This is a genomic window from Runella sp. R0.1_18 (assembly GCF_057652155.1).
On the sequence record NZ_JBYFCK010000003.1, the window covers coordinates 246,631 to 263,881 of the forward strand.

12 protein-coding genes are annotated in these 17,251 nt (G+C 44.5%); 4 read left to right on the top strand and 8 right to left on the bottom strand.

From position 1 onward, the window contains the following. Positions 1-10: 10 nt before the first annotated feature. A complete protein-coding gene (locus tag AC23P2_RS06495) occupies positions 11-565 on the top strand; it encodes a GNAT family N-acetyltransferase (RefSeq protein WP_487772436.1) in 555 nt (184 codons plus the stop codon). On the opposite strand, the gene AC23P2_RS06500 is transcribed toward AC23P2_RS06495, so the two are convergent. After that, positions 562-1,479 carry a sugar phosphate isomerase/epimerase family protein gene (locus AC23P2_RS06500; protein WP_487772437.1) on the bottom strand — a complete coding sequence of 306 codons (918 nt, stop codon included), beginning with the start codon at positions 1,477-1,479 and terminating at the stop codon, positions 562-564. The genes AC23P2_RS06495 and AC23P2_RS06500 overlap by 4 nt on opposite strands. 193 nt (positions 1,480-1,672) lie before the next feature. Here AC23P2_RS06500 and AC23P2_RS06505 point away from each other — a divergent pair, with 193 nt between their 5' ends. Both AC23P2_RS06505 and AC23P2_RS06510 read left to right on the top strand, forming a co-directional pair. Beyond that, complete coding sequence (locus AC23P2_RS06505) at positions 1,673-4,495, top strand: TonB-dependent receptor (protein ID WP_487772438.1); 2,823 nt, start codon at positions 1,673-1,675, stop codon at positions 4,493-4,495. Between the two features lie 85 nt (positions 4,496-4,580). Further along, positions 4,581-5,477 carry an SDR family oxidoreductase gene (locus AC23P2_RS06510; RefSeq protein WP_487772439.1) on the top strand — a complete coding sequence of 299 codons (897 nt, stop codon included), beginning with the start codon at positions 4,581-4,583 and terminating at the stop codon, positions 5,475-5,477. 173 nt (positions 5,478-5,650) lie between these two features. Here AC23P2_RS06510 and AC23P2_RS06515 read toward each other — a convergent pair whose 3' ends face one another. From AC23P2_RS06515 to AC23P2_RS06535, 5 genes are read right to left on the bottom strand one after another with little or no spacing between them, the layout of a single operon-like run. Continuing rightward, complete coding sequence (locus AC23P2_RS06515) at positions 5,651-7,102, bottom strand: MBOAT family O-acyltransferase (RefSeq protein WP_487772440.1); 1,452 nt, start codon at positions 7,100-7,102, stop codon at positions 5,651-5,653. 23 nt (positions 7,103-7,125) lie between these two features. Beyond that, positions 7,126-8,094, bottom strand: coding sequence for a glycosyltransferase family 2 protein (locus AC23P2_RS06520; protein WP_487772441.1), 969 nt, complete (start codon positions 8,092-8,094; stop codon positions 7,126-7,128). After that, positions 8,076-9,719, bottom strand: a complete 1,644-nt coding sequence (locus tag AC23P2_RS06525) for a hypothetical protein (RefSeq protein ID WP_487772442.1) — start codon at positions 9,717-9,719, stop codon at positions 8,076-8,078. The genes AC23P2_RS06520 and AC23P2_RS06525 overlap by 19 nt, the downstream gene beginning before the upstream one ends. Beyond that, positions 9,719-11,140, bottom strand: coding sequence for a DUF6056 family protein (locus AC23P2_RS06530; RefSeq protein ID WP_487772443.1), 1,422 nt, complete (start codon positions 11,138-11,140; stop codon positions 9,719-9,721). Before AC23P2_RS06530 ends, AC23P2_RS06525 begins: the two co-directional genes overlap by 1 nt. A 35-nt stretch (positions 11,141-11,175) precedes the next feature. Further along, positions 11,176-12,156, bottom strand: a complete 981-nt coding sequence (locus tag AC23P2_RS06535; RefSeq protein WP_487772444.1) for a glycosyltransferase family 2 protein — start codon at positions 12,154-12,156, stop codon at positions 11,176-11,178. Positions 12,157-12,506: 350 nt separating this feature from the next. Here AC23P2_RS06535 and AC23P2_RS06540 point away from each other — a divergent pair, with 350 nt between their 5' ends. Further along, positions 12,507-13,451: a 3-oxoacyl-ACP synthase III family protein gene (locus AC23P2_RS06540; protein ID WP_487772445.1), complete on the top strand. Its 945-nt coding sequence runs from the start codon at positions 12,507-12,509 to the stop codon at positions 13,449-13,451. Positions 13,452-13,577: 126 nt separating this feature from the next. Here the strand turns inward: AC23P2_RS06540 and AC23P2_RS06545 are convergent, their stop codons facing one another. Beyond that, a complete protein-coding gene (locus AC23P2_RS06545) occupies positions 13,578-14,438 on the bottom strand; it encodes a 3-keto-disaccharide hydrolase (RefSeq protein WP_487772446.1) in 861 nt (286 codons plus the stop codon). 24 nt (positions 14,439-14,462) lie between these two features. Then, positions 14,463-17,108 carry a DUF7133 domain-containing protein gene (locus AC23P2_RS06550; protein WP_487772447.1) on the bottom strand — a complete coding sequence of 882 codons (2,646 nt, stop codon included), beginning with the start codon at positions 17,106-17,108 and terminating at the stop codon, positions 14,463-14,465. Between the last annotated feature and the right edge of the window lie 143 nt (positions 17,109-17,251).

Genomic DNA, 17,251 nt, shown 5'->3' on the forward strand with positions numbered 1-17,251 from the left:
CGTTAGCGACATGTCGGTGATTTTTACTTCTGCCCAAAACGACGAAGATTTGCGTAAGGTGTTGGAGCTTCAACGCCAAAATTTATACAAAAACACCCCGTCAGAGTACCAACAAGACCAAGGTTTTACGACGGTCGAACATTCGTTTGAATCCATTAAAAAAATGAACGATGCCTTACCCCAAATCATCGCCAAAGACGGAGATTTGTTGGTAGGGTACGCGTTAGTAATGCCCCGTACCTTTGGGCAGTTGATTCCTGAACTTGTACCAATGTTTGATATTATTTCAGGCTTAGACTTTGAAGGAAAACCGTTGAGCGAACAACGTTATTACGTAATGGGTCAAATTTGCGTGGCGCAATCGCACCGTGGGCAGGGGATTTTTGATGGCTTATATGCGGAGCACAAGCGCCAGCTTTCGGGCGAGTTTGACTTATGTGTGACCGAAATTGCGGTACGAAATACGCGCTCGACGCGGGCGCACGAGCGCGTGGGTTTTCGTACCATTCATACCCACGAAGACCACATCGACTTGTGGAACATCGTCGCGTGGGATTGGCGTTAGCCTTTCATGGCTTCGCGAAGCATGGCCACGCTTTTGCGAACACCCGATTCGGCGGGTTCTTTGCCTTCAAACTCAAGGGCCACGTAGCCTTTGTAGTTGGCTTGGCGAAGGATATTAAAAATACGCTTGTAGTCTAAGTCGAGCGAGTACCACTCGCCGCCTCCGTAGTAGGTTTTGGCTTGTACAAAATTGGCGACGGGGGCTACTTTTTCGAGTTTGGTGTAAGGGTCTTCCAAAAAATTGCCTGTATCCATCAACACCCCCAACCAAGGTGAATCAATCGCTTTCCGAATGCGTAACAATCCTTCTGGAGTAGAGGTAAGTCCCCAGTGGTTTTCGAGTGCCAACATCACCCCGCATTCGGCGGCTTTGGCGAGGCATTTTTCGATGCTATCAATGCACCATTTGAAGCCGTCGTCTTCGGTGTAGCCTGGCAAAATGGGTTCTACGCCCCGCTTGGCCATGAGTTCATCAAACGATTTGATGGTATTCCAACGGCCCGAATTAAGGCGAATCGACGGAATACCCATTTTATAGGCCAATTCGATGCAGTGCAAGGTATGGTCGATGTTTTTCTGGCGCTCGGCGGCATCGGGCGACACAAAACTTTGGTGAATCGACAAACAAATCAAGTCCACGCCGTTGACGAAAGCATGGCGTTTGAGTTTTTGGAGATAGGCATTGTCCTCGCTGTCCATTTGGCGGTGCAAAATATCCACTCCTTCAATTTCGAGGCGAGCGGCTTCGTCAATCACCGTTTCGATGGGTACTTTGGGCGTTTTGAAATGCCAGTAGGAATAAGATGCAAGCCCTAGTTTGTAGGGAGCAACGGCCGCTGGGGCTGGCGTAGGAGTGGGGAGCGACAAGGCAGCCCCGCTCAGGGCAGTTTGTTGAAAAAAGTCGCGACGATTCATGAGAGGGAAAAGGGTGATGTTAAGATTTAGGTTACAAGTAAAGCCAATATTTCTTAAAGCCCAAAAACAGCAAAATCTTTATCGGTAAATAGTCGCCTTATCGTCGGTGTTCTTGGGCGTTTCATCGCTTTTCATACTTCTGTGACTAAACTTTCTGCTATTTCAACTATCCAATTGTGAAATAACATACACCATGACAAAAATACGTTACATTTTTGCCCTTATTTTTCTGTGTTCAGCTAGTTTGGCGGTAGCCCAAACGATTGAAGTAAAAGGCCGCCTGATCGATGCTAACGACAAATCTGCCCTCATTGGCGCCAATGTACTCTTGATCAATACCGCCGATTCAACCTCACGGTTTGGGGTTGTCGCCGATACTTCTGGGCGGTTTTCTATCAAAAATGTTCCCTCGGCGAGTTATCGCATGGTGGCTTCGTATATTGGTTATATCTCGTATGATCAGCGCCTTAATTTTCGTCGGACTAGCCCCGATTTGGGAGAAATTGCCCTTAAACCTGATGCTCAGTTGTTGAAAGACGTCATTGTGAAAGGGGTAGCCGAGCGCGTGGAGCAAAAAGGCGATACGACCGTTTACAACGCCAGCGCATTTAAAGTAAACAAAGACGCCAACGCGCAGGATTTGTTGGAAAAAATGCCCAACATCACCATTGAAAACGGGCAGGTAAAAGCCCAAGGCGAAAACGTACAAAAAGTAACCGTGGACGGGCGTGAGTTTTTTGGGGATGATGCGACGCTGGCCCTAAAAAACCTGCCTGCTGAGGTTATTGACAAAATTCAAGTCTTCGACCGCCTCAGTGACCAAGCGCAGTTTACGGGTTTTGACGACGGACAAACTACCAAAACCATCAACATCGTTACGCGCTCCGACCGTAATAATGGTCAATTTGGAAAAGCCTACGCAGGTTACGGTACCGACAACCGCTACATGATTGGCGGAAGTACCAACTATTTTAAGAAAGATACCCGCATTTCGCTCATCGGGATGTCTAATAATATCAACCAACAAAACTTTGGAACAGAAGACTTGTTGGGCGTATTAGGTGGCTCAGGTGGGGGAGGCCAAGGGGGCGGTGGAAACCGTGGCGGCGGCGGAAATCGTGGTGGCGGTGGTGGTGGAAATTTTGGCGGGGGAAATGCCTCAGATAATTTTTTGGCAGGACAGCAAAGCGGTATTACAACGACCAATGCAATTGGGTTGAACTATTCTGATAACTGGGGGAAAAAATGGAAAGTGACGGGCAGTTACTTTTTTAACAATGCTAAAAATACCAACACAACGGATTTGGCACGTACGTTTTTTACAACCCAAGGTGCAGGCCAACTGTATGATGAGAATTATTATTCGTCAAATAATAACTTTAACCACCGCGTAAATGCCCGTTTGGAATATACCATCAATAACAAAAACTCCGTCATCATTACGCCGCGTTTTAGTATTCAAGACAATACAGCTTTTAGTAGTTTATTGGGTGCAAATAGCCTAAATGGAAAGGCGCTAAACCAAACGCAAACCAATCGCCAAAACCAAAATGATGGGAATAACTGGGGAAATACGATTCTGTGGCGTCACCGTTTTGGCAAAATTGGCCGTACGATTTCAGTTGGATTAACCACTTCATCGAATGCCCGCGTGGGAGAGTCTTCATTGAAATCAACCAATCAATATTTTGGGCGTATGACGGCTGATTCCTTGCAAATTACCGACCAACAAACCGAAAGCAGAGGAAATGGCTACACGGTTTCGAGTAATATTTCTTTGACCGAAAATGTAGGTCGGGGTGGGCAATTACAACTCAATTACGTGCCATCGTACACCAAAAATTATTCAGAAAGAAATACTTATAATTTTAACCAAGCAACGAGCGAATACAGCTCGCCTGATTTGCGCCTTTCCAATGAGTTTGACAATACCTACATTACCAACCGCTTTGGCGGTAGTTATCGTTTGCGCATCAAAAAAACGATGGTAACGGCCGAATTGAACTACCAAAATGCCCAACTCGTTGGAAAACAGACGTATCCGACAGAATTTGAGGTAAACCGTTCGTTCAATAACTTCTTACCATCGGCCATGTTGATGTACCGTGGAAGCGATGGCCAAAGTTTGCGAATCAATTACCGTACTTCCACCAATGCGCCTTCTATTAGCCAATTACAAAATGTGGTGGATAACTCCAATCCATTGTTGCTCAAAACGGGGAATCCTGACTTGAAGCAAGAGTATAACCATAATATGTCGGTTAGGTACGGGATTACAAAGGCAAAAACCGCCCGCAGTTTCTTTATCAATTTTAACGGGTCGTTTACCCAAAACAACATTAGCAATACTACCTTCATCGCCACCAGAGATACGGTAGTGGCAGGCTTTACTTTACGGACTGGTTCTCAATTTACCCAGCCCGTCAACGTCAACGGAAACTGGAATGTTCGCTCATTTATTACGTACGGTATGCCACTTACGTCGCTGAAAAGTAATTTGAATTTCAACATCGGAACGGGTTATACCCGCACCATTGGCTTGATTAACCTAGCAGAAAATATTGCAAATACACAATCTATCACGGGTGGTTTGGTCTTGAGTAGTAATATCAGCGAGCAGCTTGATTTTACTTTTTCGGTGAATGGAAACTATAATACGGTAAAAAACTCCCTCCAGCCCGCACTTGACGGAACGTATTATTATCAAAATAGTAACTTCAAAATCAACTGGGCGACCAAAAGTGGTTTCTTCGTCAATACGAATATCAACAATACTTTCTATACGGGACTTGGGCAGGATTTTAACCTGAATTTTACCCTTTGGAACGCCGCCGTAGGTTATAAATTCTTGAAGAATAAGGCAGGAGAGTTGAAAGTAAGTTCGTTTGATGTCTTGCGCCAAAACAATAGTGTAAGCCGTAACATTACCTCTACTTACATTGAGGATGTTAGGACGCGGGTTTTGCAGCGTTATTACATGATGACATTCACCTATACCTTGAGAAATTTCAGGTAATTAACCATTGTTTTTTAACCTCATTTTAATGCCAAACCACAAACTTAATGTTTGTGGTTTGGCATGAGGTACTATCTTTGCGCGTATGAAAACAATTCTTGTGACAGGTTCTAACGGTTTGTTGGGACAAAAATTAGTAGAACTTCTTACTCAACAGTCTGATAAAAAGGTGATTGCTACGGCACGCGGCGAAAACCGTCTTCCTTTTAAAGAAGGATATGACTATTTTTCAATGGACATTACCAAGCCCGAAGAAGTCGCATCTGTCATCGAAAAAACGATGCCAGATGTAATTGTTCACGGAGCGGCGATGACCAATGTGGATCAGTGTGAATTTGAAAAGGAAACGTGTTGGGCACAAAACGTAAAAGCCGTTGAATACATGGTGGAAGCGTGCCGTAAGCACGATATATTTCTTTGTCACGTATCGACAGACTTCATTTTTGACGGTGCCGCAGGCCCATATACCGAAGAAGGCGAAGCAAATCCGTTGAGTTTTTACGGGTGGAGCAAATATGCTGCTGAAAAGGTGGTTCAGCATTCGGGCATTCGGTGGGCTATCGCTCGGACGGTGCTGGTCTATGGCATTGCGTTTGATATGTCTCGTTCCAATATCATTCTTTGGGTAAAAAAATCGTTGGAGGAAGGAAAGAATATCAAAGTAGTAACCGACCAATGGCGCACGCCTACTTTAGCCGAAGACTTGGCCATGGGTTGTTTTTTAATTGCCGATAAAGAAGCCGAAGGAGTATTTAATATTTCAGGTAAAGATTTACTAACTCCTTACGAAATGGCGATAATGACTGCCGATTATTTTGGGTTAGATAAAGGCTTGATTGCCGAAGCTGATTCTTCTAATTTTACCCAACCTGCCAAGCGACCAGCGCGTACGGGCTTTGTTTTGGATAAGTCAAATGAAATTTTGGGATATAATCCACATAGTTTTAAAGAAGGTATTGCAATTTTAGCATCTCAGTTGTAAATTGCCTTCGCTAACGTAGTTTCTTTGTTTCTTGGAGTTTATATATCCAGCCTGTGGGTTTCGACCCACAGGTTTTTTTGTGCCGTGCCTGCGGTTTCTCAACTGTGCCTTCGGTTTCTCAAAACCGAAGTTTTGCGATTCAGGTTTCTCAAAACCTGAACCACGGAAGTTTCCTAAAACTGAAAATAAATAAACTGATTGGAGTCGAAAACGCCAAAGAAGTAGGTTAAGACAGATACTGTCACAAAGACTGTCCAGAAAACAACGTTTTTGCGGGTCGGGATGTGTAAAACATAGTGTTCTTTAATGAGTAAAAGAAGAATAAGCCCTACCGAAAACCACATTTCAACGTTGTTGAGCGCTGCTTGAAGGGGCTCATGGAAAGAAAGTTGCGTCATTTTTTTCAGAATAATAAAAGAATGGCGAACCTCTTCTCCAACGGTGAGTTTGGGGTTGTCGCCCACGGCAAAAAATACCCAGGTCAGCATCACAAGTACAAATGTGATGGCGGTTTGGAGGTAAAGATACCAAGTTGCTTTGGGCAGTGTGATGTTCCAGCGTTTTAAGTATTTGTCGCGAATAGAGGCGGCAACCAAATAACTTCCGTGTAATCCTCCCCAAATGATAAAATTCCAACTAGCACCGTGCCAGAGCCCACTTGCTAGAAAAACGATGAATCGGTTGAGGTAAGCCCTGCCTTCACCCACTCGATTCCCGCCGAGAGGAATGTATAAGTAGTCTCGAAACCAAGTCGATAGCGAAATATGCCATCGTCCCCAAAACTCGGCAATGGACTTTGAAAAATAAGGAGTGCGGAAGTTTTCCATGAGGTTGAAACCCATGACCTGGGCCGCTCCCAAAGCAATGTCAGAGTAACCCGAAAAATCGCAATAGATTCGGAAGGTATAAAAGAACGTCGCGACCAACAACGTAAGGCCATTGTGGTGCTGTGGGTCTAGGTAAGCTGGGCCTGCCATCAAGGCGAGGCGGTCGGCAATAACGGCCTTTTTGAACAAACCAAAAGCCATTCGTGTCAGTCCTGCTTTGATGTTTTCCCAATCGTAAGCATGATTTTCGTGAAATTGATGCAAGACGTTTTGCGGGCGTTCGATGGGGCCAGCAACCAGTTGTGGGTAAAACATCACATACAGCGCGTAAATCCCAAAATGCCGTTCTGCTTGCTGATTTCCACGATATACTTCGATGGTATAGCTCATGGCCTGAAACGTATGAAACGACAAGCCAATGGGTAAAATAAGGTCGGGGTTTAGGTGTTTTAGGATGGGCAAACTCCATTCCAAGCCTACTTTCCACGAGACGGCGTTGAAACTTTCGGCAAAAAAATCGAAATATTTAAAAACGGCTAAAATTCCGACGTTGGTAAAAATACTGATGACCAAAAGCCACTTGCGTTTGGCCCCTTCGGCGGAGGCAATCCAAATTCCTGCAAAGTAGTCGATAACAATGGTAGCAAACAGAATTAAGATGTATATCGGTTTGAAAACCAAATAAAAATAACAACTCGCAAGCAGCAACAACAGCCAACGCAGGTTCCAGCGCAGGCTGTAATAAGCAAGCGTGATGACGATAAAAAAAAGCAGAAATTGGACCGAATTGAAAAGCATGGCTTGATTAAAACCGAAAAATGTTACACCGACTCTTTTAATTTTCCATCAACAATCGTTTCTTTCACAATAAAGAGCGGGCGACCTTTGGATTGGAAGAAAATACGCAGTACGTATTCGCCAATGATTCCTAAGGCCATGAGCTGAACGCCACTGAATAAAATGATGACAAACAAAAGAGCGGTAAAGCCTTCGATGACATCGGCATAGAAGAGTTTTTTAGCAAGCACAATGATAAAATAGACCAGTGCTATACCAATAGAAATACCCCCTGCCCGTGTCATAAACGATATAGGGAATTCGCTGAAGTTGAAAATACCATTATAAGCCAAACGGAAAAGTTGTTTAAAAGTATATTTCGATTCGCCTGCTACCCGTTCGCTTCGCTCGTATTCGTATCCAGTTTGTTTAAAACCAATCCAAGACCGCATTCCGCGTAGGAAACGACTTTCTTCGGGCATTTGGTTTAACACATCTGCCACGCGCCGACTTATCATGGCAAAATCGCCACTGTCGAGGGGAATATCCACGTACGAGATTGATTTCAACAAACGGTAAAACAAAAAATAACCAGTTCGTTTGATGATATTTTCTTTGCGCTTGCGACGAACGGCATACACCACGTCATATCCTTCCTGCATTTTTTGGTAAAAATCAGGTAAAAGTTCAGGTGGGTCTTGTAAGTCGCCATCGATAATAAACAGGGCTTCTGTCCCCCTGGCCGCCGCCAAACCTGCTGTAAGGGCAAGCTGGTGCCCGTGGTTTCGAGACAAAAACACACAATGAAAGCGACCGTCGGTCAATGCAAGTTGGCGCATTTGAAGCGCAGTATTGTCGCGACTGCCATCATCGACCAACACCACCTCAATCCGGAGCGTGAGGCTGTCCATGAGTTTGGTGAGGCGCTCTACCAAGTGAGGAAACGATTCCGACTCGTTGTAGAGCGGAGCTACGATGGATAATTGGGGTGTATTCATGCCTTTTTCTTCCATTCAAGGGGTTGATAGTGAGTTGATTGTGGCTTGTCGTCTCTGACAAGGACAAACTGCATTTGGTACGTTCCAGGCTCAACAGTCGCATAAGGAATGAGCAGAGTAGTACCTGTTGCGTAGCGTTTGAGCCAATTACGGCCTGTATAAAGTGTAGGTTCAAGTTTAAATAAATACTGCCGACGGTCGGATCGTAAAGAAACGTACAGCGCTCCGTCAATTTCAGGGGTAAAAGAGTAGGTTTCTTCCCGAATCAACAAGCCATCTGCTTGATATTCAAGCTGTGGCTTAATCGGGAAACTCGTCGGTGTTTGGAGTGATTGGATGACGGGGGCAAGGGTAGTAGGGTAGTGGTATATTCCCCGTTGAACGTTAAATTTCATCAATGAATCAATGTATTGAGCAGCAGGTGTATTAGGCATGAATCCTAAGCCAAAACCGTTGTGCTCTTGGTTGAATGCCCCAGCTAATAGCGTTTTACGGCGTTCGTTGATGGTAGGCCAATAATGCAGCAAACTTAACCCCCAAATGCCAATTCCTACCGCTAAAGCTATCTTGAAGTGAGTTTTCTTGGTTTGTTGGCGGTTCAAGACAAGGTAAAACCCGTAAATAACCATTAAAAACAGCGCAGGATAGATTTTGTAATTGCTGACAATCATTACAAAATACCCAAATCGAGGCCGTAGAAAAGCAATAATACTGGCATTGGCCAACAAATAGGTACTAACTCCCAACAAAAACAACAGTGCCTCTTGGTGGGCTAAAGTACGTTCTCTGTACAGTTTCCACACTTTTACTAATGTAACTGCGAGTACTGCTATCATGCCCATCCCGCCTATCGTTGGCAAGACAGACCGTTGAAGTGTACTGCGGTCGGGGAAGAAATCGAATAAACCTCCAATAAAAGTAAAAAAGCCAAAAAAAGTCTGGTGAGGGTGCTGTAGAAAATAGCCAAAACTTGACTCGTTGTTCAAGGTTTGCATTCCTCTAAAATACAAGAAAACGGCAGCCACGCCTGCTACTAACCACGTTAGGAGCAGTTTATAACGGCCTTGAAGAAACAAAATAACGACACCCGCTGGCCACACAAAAATCCCGTTGCTCATGGCAAAATTGGCACAAAACCCCGTCAATACTGCCCAACTAAACTGTTGTTTGCTCAATAGATAACAGGTGAGACTCACAAAGAAAATGACGGGCAAATGTTGGAGCGCTGTGATGGCCCACAGGCTAGTCATGTGGTATTGCAACTGAAACAAAAAGAAAAGTAGAGGAATAAGGTACTCCCAATCAATTTTTTGTTGTCGAAAAACTGTAATAAAAATAGTCAACGTTCCTAGCGTAAAACCAAATCCTAACCAGTGCAGAAAGATAAAGTTTAGTTGGCCAAAAAGCCAATAATAAATCAGCGCGCCTAGCTTCCCAAAAATCATTCGGTGCTCATTATTTGGCTGAAAAATGAGCTGTAGTTGAGTTGATATGTCGTTGCTATTTACCCAACTACGTAAAAAATCAGGAAATGGGTCGAAGTCGTCGAACCAAGGTACATTGACGGAAAACTGGGCCAGTGTAACCACAAATAAGCCAATGGGTAAGGCAGCAAGAAGACCAAAAAGAACTTTACGCATCAGGGAGTGGCTTTAAGTACAACTGCTTTTTTACCAAAATATCCTCCCATGCACTTGCTCCACCAGTGTTTGGGGTCGGGATTGGCGTCGTCCAAATAAATAGATTGGGGTTTGGATTGCAGGGGGGAAACATAAACAGTATCACCTGGCGTGCTTTCAATATAAGCGTAGCGTGCTTTTAATTCTTGATCATAAGCAGCAGCTCGTCCTCGTAGCCAGTCGCCATATACCATTCGTAAGTTGCTACTAAAGAGGGTGCTTACTAAAATAAGTAGTGCTAGCACTGCTTTGATGGACGGCGGTAGGTACCAATGTTGCGCGCCTAAAATTTGGTTGTTATAGAGCCAATACAATACAACTGAAAGAGAATAGAACCAGCCTAACAAAAAATAAAAATAAACAGAGTTGATGACGCGAGGGGCAGGTTCAATTCCAATACCGTAGTAAGAAGGAAAAATTTGTACAAACAAAATGCCCAAATAAGCAAGTAAGACAATCCAAATAGGCACCCTGAAATAGGGAATAGCAGTTGTATATTTGTCAAAAAGGCGAGGTAAAACCGCAATCCAAAGAATTGAAAACACCAAAAGAGGAGTTCTGAAAATCCAGTCGATGCTAAGTTGTGCCAATTTTTTTAACGATTGAAGTGACGAAAGGGTAAAGTTTCGTCCTTCAGGGTTGCCATTCATACGGAGGACGTTGCCAGGGGAGGTAAAGAAAATGTAGCACGAAAACACGGCGACGATGACCATAAAAAACGCCATATTGTCCCATTTACGACGAATAACAAGCTGATAACCAAACCAACCTGCCACTAGCAACACCATAATCGTAAGGTTGGTTTCGCTACAACCAATGACTGCGAACACCAAGAATCCAGCAAAAATGGCAGTGAGTTTTTGGCGCATTGCGTTGGGCTGTTGGTACATACGTATCATCACCGTCAGCCAATACAACGTAAGGATGTTAGGAACGGTATAAGTGACAAAAGCCGCCATCCAGTAAAAAGCCTCCACAATGCTCATAATTTTGAGGATAAAGAGCAGCATAATTCCGCCTGTCACACCCAAAATTCCCCAACGACTCCATTTCGAAAACAACTCTTTGCACAGCGCGTATAAACTACCCGTAAGCCCCAAAACGAGCAAAAAAGAAAGTAATTTAAAACCTCCTGCCCATTTGACCACCAACGGATTCGAGTGGTTGAGCAATATGCCAAAGTATCTGCCCGTCCAACCTGTGTAATAAAAGTTCATGGCTTCAAAATAACCATATTTAAAGACCGTATCTATGTAGCAATAATCATCGACGGGAGAGGGGTGATTATAAAAAGACAACGCCAATAAGGGGACGATTGCCAGAGCAAGTAGCCCAACATTGAAGAGGTCTTGAAAAAGAGGTTGTTGTAGTTTTTTTAGCATTGAATGCTGCTGTTTTATGACGATAGCGAACGAATTTACTGAGTCGCGTCAGTTGTTACTTTCTCAATGATGTATCTAGGTCTTCCTTTTACTTCTTCGTAAATTTTACCCACGTACTCCCCAATCAATCCAAGGGCAATCATGTTGGCTCCGCTAAAAAAAGTCATGGGAAGCACAATCGAAGTCCAACCCGCTACAGTACTTCCAAAAAGGTACGAGACGCCAATGTAAACCCCAATGCCCATGGCAATTAGGAAATTAAATACACCAAAATATAGTACCAATCGCATGGGAAAAGTGCTGAATGAGGTGACACCATTCCACGCAAAGAGGAGCATTTTTTTGAGCGGGTACTTGGTTTCACCTGCTTCTCGCTCAAAACGTTTGTAAAAAACCTTCTCGGAACGGAAGCCGATGAGTGGAATAATACCCCGTAAGAACAAGTTGACTTCCTTAAAGTGGGAAAATTCTTCTAAAATACGACGATCCATGAGGCGAAAATCGGCGTGGTTGAATACCACTGGCACGCCCATCCAACGCATCACTTTATAGAACCCTTCGGCGGTGGTACGCTTAAACCATGTATCAGAACTGCGGTCGTCGCGCACGCCATAAACCACCATAGCTCCATCGTGGTGCTGGTCGAGCATCTGACCAATGGCCTCTACATCATCTTGCAAGTCGGCATCAATCGTAACAAAGCAATCGAACTCCTGAATGTGGTGCATCAAACCAGCTAAAATAGCACTTTGATGGCCAAAATTTCGGGAAAGTTTAATCCCAATGGCGTGATTATCTGTCTTACAAATGTCGTCGATTAGTTGCCAAGTACGGTCACGACTTCCATCGTTGACATAGCAAATTTTACTTTCAGGGGCAATTTTACCTTCTTGAACCAACCGAGTACGGTACTGCTGAAGCGTACGATGTGTCTTAGCAAGAATTTCTTCTTCGTTATAGCAGGGTACTACGAGTAATAATTTGGTTTGAGGCATTTGAGATGAATCAACAGTCATTGGAATTTGGCAAAAATACGGCACTTTCCATAACCGAGCGTCATTTAGGGCAGAGATTTTATTTTTCGGGGGAAAAAAAGTTGTTTTTGGGCAGGTTGAAAGGCTTGTTATATGACAGCTCTTTGCCCCAGTTTTTCGGAATTATCAATGAACTATCGAACTTTTCTGTGGTTTTTGGGTTGAATGTATTGGCCGAAGTTTATTTAAAAGTAAGTAAGTATTGAATCTCCAAAAGAAAATTGTTAGGATTTATTAACGACTTTCTTGTAAGATTTTAATATTTTGTACCACGTTTTCTACGAAATGTTTAACTTTCGGCCATAAATAGTTAGGTATAAACCAACCCTTGTATGTTTCTTCACCAAGTGGCTCACTACTTGCCAGAACAAGTAGTTGATAACGAACATTTTACTAAACTCAATGGGCTGTCTGATGAGTGGATAGTGCAGCGTACGGGCATTCAGCTCCGACGCAAGGCAGCCTCGGCCGAAAACTCCCACAGCATGGGGGTGGAGGCTGTAAAGTCATTATTGGATAAAATTCAAATTGATATATCAGAAATTGATTTAATCGTCGGCGCTACATATACTGCTTATGATACCATTGTTACACTTGGCCATTCCGTGCAACATTTTATCGAAGTAGCGGATATTCCTGTCGTAACGATTTCCTCGGCTTGTTCTTCATTGTTGAATGCTGTGGAAGTTGTGGAGGGGTATTTTGCCATGAATAAGGCGTCAAAAGCGTTGGTAATTACTTCAGAACACAACACTGGCTACTATAACGAAACGGATACCGTATCGGGACACTTGTGGGGCGATGGCGCAGCGGCCATGCTTCTCACAAAAGAACGCATAAGCGAGGGGGATATGGAAGTACTGTCACTGGTAACGGGTGGGGCTGCCACAAGTGGCAAAGCTACCGAAGCCGTGGTGTTGCGCCCCAACGAACGTGGGGTGATTATGCCGTTTGGACGGGATGTATTTATTAATGCTTGTACGTACATGCCCAAGGCAAGCTTGACCGTACTAGAAAAATGCGGCTTGACCATCAATGACGTTTCGTATGTGCTACCTCACCAAGCCAATTTACGGATTAGTCTCAACGTAATGAATACGCTTGGCTTGCCTGAAGAAAAACTAATCTCGAACATTCAATACCTCGGAAATACGGGCTGCGCAGGTTGTGCCATTGGATTGTCGGAGCATTGGCCTCGTTTCCAGTCAGGCGATCACATCGTGGTGACGGTCTTTGGGGGTGGTTATTCGTACGGAGCTATGCTATTGCGGAAATAAAACCCTCTTTGAAGTGTCGAATGGAGAGTGCAGAATGCCGAATCCTTGTTGGATTGAGTTGTGAGCAACTCGATGTACGGCTAGGTTTATTTGACATTCTGCACTCGGTACTCGACACTTCAAAAATTATTTTTTCTTCTTACCATACTGGCAAGTCGAATTGTCTTCTTTGACGTAGTACGACTTGAAATTGAGCGCTTTAGGGTCCATGCAGCCTTTTAAGTTCAACAATTCAACTTTTCTAAATTCAACGGGGTGACTTTCACTTTGGAGCGAGATAGAGCCATGGTCGAGAAGTTTTCCGTTAACAAACAGATTAGGGTCGTGTCCGCTCACGCTGCCGCCTCCCCACTGAGGCTTATTGTATTCCAACACTTTTTCACCGTTGGCAAAATGCTGAATGAGCGAATCGCCGAGCACTAATACTTCAGCCCTCACCCATTGGTCACCGTTGTAGGTTTGTGACGTAGAATTGATGCAGTGTTGGGTAATTAATTTCCCGTTCATCACTACGTTGGTTCCAGGAGTACACAAGTTACAGGTAGTGCGTTTTTTTTCGTCACCGCCAAGCAATTGAACTTCGATAGACGCAGGGAAGTCTTGGTCTTTTCCCATGGATGAGGCCGTTTGGCCGTGTACCATGATGCCGCTGTTGCGCCACGCCCAGCCTTCACCTTTGGGGGCTTGCTCACCTACAAAACGATACTCAACCGCAATGCGGTAGTAAGAAAAATCGCCTTTGTAGAAAATATGACCGTATTTGCGTTTAAAATCATCGTATTGGTCATAGCGAACGACCATTTTCCCATCTTCAACCCGAAACGTTTGGCCAAAGTTGTCGTTGAGGTCGTTCCCACGGATTTTAATGTCCCAACCATCAAGATTTTTACCGTTGAAAAGTTGTTGCCATTCTTGTTTATCGGCCTTTTTTTGTCCAAAAACAGACGTAATACAAAGGCTTAAAAAGACAATTACTGCGTATCTCATATCAAAAATAGTTTGGAAGGTAAGTTACTTTTGTTGTGACAAAAAGGTTAACAATGAGGCAAATTCCTCGTAAGAGAGGGCATTGACCAAACCCGAAGGCATCATTGAGGTTTCCATTTCTTTGCGACTAACGATGTCAGCCGTTTTAATGGTATAAACTTGTCCAGCAATGTCTCTCAAAACGACACGAGCCGACGATTCTTCGGTGATAAAACCTGAGTAAATTTTGTTGCGTTTAGCTGTGATAGTCACCGATGCAAAACCTTGAGAAATTGAGGCATTTGGCTTTAAGATTGACTCTGCAATTTGCTCACGGTTCATAATCGAACCAATTTGCCCCATAAATGGCCCTTTCATAGGCTCGCTTTTTGATAAACTGTGGCAAGCGATACAACCTTGCTGCGTAAACAGCGTTTTGCCTAGAGCAGCATCTCCCTGTATTTTGGCCATGGCAAGCATCACGTCCTCAATCGAGGCTTCACCTACTTGCCCTTTTTTATTACGGATTTTGTCCAAATCAATCTTTACCTCTTCCTTAACTGCGGCGACTTCTTCTACCCCAAAATCTGGGATTTCCATGCGATGACGGCTGTTGAGATCCACAAAGAAGGGTTTGTCGTTTAGCTTTTTCGATTCTTCAATCAAGAAATCTTTGATATTTGTCGAGGCTTCCCACGTAATGCCTTTATAATAAGGGCCGTGCGTGTCGGGGCGGGTACTCCACCACCACGAACCGTCGTAATCGGCTTCTTTTTTGTACAAACGCGAAAGCGTAACAATGATTTGCTTTTTAAGGGCAGCGTCGTTTGATTTTTGGTAGGCATTGATTAGTCCAGAAACTGCTTTTGGGTCGTGCATGTAGCGAAGTGCCCAAAGTGCAAGGGTTGAGTTTTCTGTGCCAATGGCCTGCACACAAGCATCGACGGCGTTGAGAGCAATCAATGAACGTACTGCCACGTGTGGTAAAATAATCGCCGAATTAGGTGTTGCATGAGGCCCTTCGGTTCCCATTGCTGGCGGAGCAAAACTCGCTGGAACTGGTGTTTTGAGAAGTGCTTGTGCCGCATCAGCCTTTCCAAGACGACCAAGTCCGACAGTAGCTGCCAAACGCACGCGAGGAGAACTGTCACTTAATGCTTGGATAAATGTACCAGTTGAAACGTTGGAATTGTAAATTTTACGGTCGGCCAAAGCCCGAAGCGCATACTCACGCATGGCTGCATCTGAAGTCAATTTGACTAAATTTTCATTGGCATTTACACCAGCGGCTTGCGCATAAGTGTACATTGCTGCGATTCGTGCTACCAATGGAAGTTTGGCATTGGTCACAAGTGCCCACACAGGCTTAACAATTTTGTCGGCTGGGCGGGTGAGAAGCTCTTGCTGAGCAGCCAAGCGAGCGACACCGCTTCCTGATTTAAGTAAATCAACCAATTTTGAAATAGAAAGCTCTTGCGGGTTTTTGAACGATTTATACGTCCACTGTTTCGGAGTAGCTCTTACGACAAATCCTTTTTTGGGGTTGCCAGAATAACCCGCACCGTCCCAAGCTGAAAGGTAAGCACGGCCTGAAGCGTCCACGTCCACGTCAGTGATTTGGGCTAATTTTACAAAACCTTCTTCTTTTTGAGTAAAACTTGGTCCATCGGCTGTCACGCGGTGAATGTACAACTGGCTGCGTCCCCAATCGGCCATCATGGGTACTTGGTTGTATTGGGCAGGCCAAGTGTCGTCGTCCATAAACAAAGCACCCGTTCCAGAGCCTCCGCCTACGTCGATAAGTGCAGGGATGATTTCGTCGGTAAAGTGTTTGAATAAAACAGGGTAGCCATATTCGCCAGATTGGATTTGGTTGCTGAACCGAACGTTCCAGCCGCCGCCATCGTTGGTATTTCCACGGGCAAAAATATTCATGTAAGGGTCAATCGCCACATCGTAAATGTTACGAAGTCCGTGGGTATAAACTTCCATTTCGGTGCCGTCAGGACGAACGCGGACTATTCCGCCGCCGAGCATGGTCATTTTTTTGCCACTTCGGTCGGTGGCGTTGTGGAAACCAAAATCGCCCACGGCAATGTATATCCAACCATCTATCCCCATTCGAATACCGTTGGTGGCGTGGTCGGTACCACGGCTTTGCAAAAATTTAGGGGAACAGATGTTCTGAATCAACGGTTTTGATGGGCCATCGGCAACTCCATCGTTATTTTTGTCTTCAAAAACCACTAAATCCATGCCCGAGGCGATACCCGTCTCTTTGGAAAAGGTAGTATAAAGGACATATACTTTATCCCCCATCGAAATGATACCACGGGGGTTGTCAACTACGGCGTAAACGGTATGGGAATCTACTTTGCCGTCGTTGTTGGAGTCAACCAATCGAACGATGCGACCGTTGCCAGGTTTTTTACCCAATGAACCAATCATGTCCACGCCTACATAGACTTCGCCCGTAGGTGCCACGGCCAAACAAGCTGGGCTAGGGGTGAGATCGGCTCCTGCAAAGTGACTAATGGCTAGTTCGGCAGGCCAACTACTGGCATTGGGAAGCGAATCAGCAGGATTGACGGTAATGTTTGTTAAACTTTTGGAGTTTGTGTTCCAAAAAGAGGAGATGTTAAAAAGGAAAAGTAGAAAGACGGATAACGTCGCGAAGTAAATCTTGGACATTGTGGGTGTAAATTGAGTAGATTGGAAATGGATAAAATACAAAAAGGCGCAATTTACGCCTTTTTTACTTTAACTGTGCCTGAGGTTTTGAGAAAGCTCAGGCACAGTGTGGGGTAGTTTCTAAAAACCACCCGCGTCGGGAA

Excerpts from the sequence above, each read along its gene's own strand:
- AC23P2_RS06505 (WP_487772438.1), top strand. The coding sequence starts at position 1,673 with ATGACAAAAATACGTTACATTTTTGCCCTTATTTTTCTGTGTTCAGCT.
- AC23P2_RS06500 (WP_487772437.1), bottom strand. The coding sequence starts at position 1,479 with ATGAATCGTCGCGACTTTTTTCAACAAACTGCCCTGAGCGGGGCTGCC.
- AC23P2_RS06495 (WP_487772436.1), top strand. The coding sequence starts at position 11 with ATGTCGGTGATTTTTACTTCTGCCCAAAACGACGAAGATTTGCGTAAG.
- AC23P2_RS06520 (WP_487772441.1), bottom strand. The coding sequence starts at position 8,094 with ATGGAAGAAAAAGGCATGAATACACCCCAATTATCCATCGTAGCTCCG.
- AC23P2_RS06550 (WP_487772447.1), bottom strand. The coding sequence starts at position 17,108 with ATGTCCAAGATTTACTTCGCGACGTTATCCGTCTTTCTACTTTTCCTT.
- AC23P2_RS06545 (WP_487772446.1), bottom strand. The coding sequence starts at position 14,438 with ATGAGATACGCAGTAATTGTCTTTTTAAGCCTTTGTATTACGTCTGTT.
- AC23P2_RS06540 (WP_487772445.1), top strand. The coding sequence starts at position 12,507 with ATGTTTCTTCACCAAGTGGCTCACTACTTGCCAGAACAAGTAGTTGAT.
- AC23P2_RS06510 (WP_487772439.1), top strand. The coding sequence starts at position 4,581 with ATGAAAACAATTCTTGTGACAGGTTCTAACGGTTTGTTGGGACAAAAA.
- AC23P2_RS06525 (WP_487772442.1), bottom strand. The coding sequence starts at position 9,719 with ATGCGTAAAGTTCTTTTTGGTCTTCTTGCTGCCTTACCCATTGGCTTA.
- AC23P2_RS06535 (WP_487772444.1), bottom strand. The coding sequence starts at position 12,156 with ATGACTGTTGATTCATCTCAAATGCCTCAAACCAAATTATTACTCGTA.
- AC23P2_RS06530 (WP_487772443.1), bottom strand. The coding sequence starts at position 11,140 with ATGCTAAAAAAACTACAACAACCTCTTTTTCAAGACCTCTTCAATGTT.
- AC23P2_RS06515 (WP_487772440.1), bottom strand. The coding sequence starts at position 7,102 with ATGCTTTTCAATTCGGTCCAATTTCTGCTTTTTTTTATCGTCATCACG.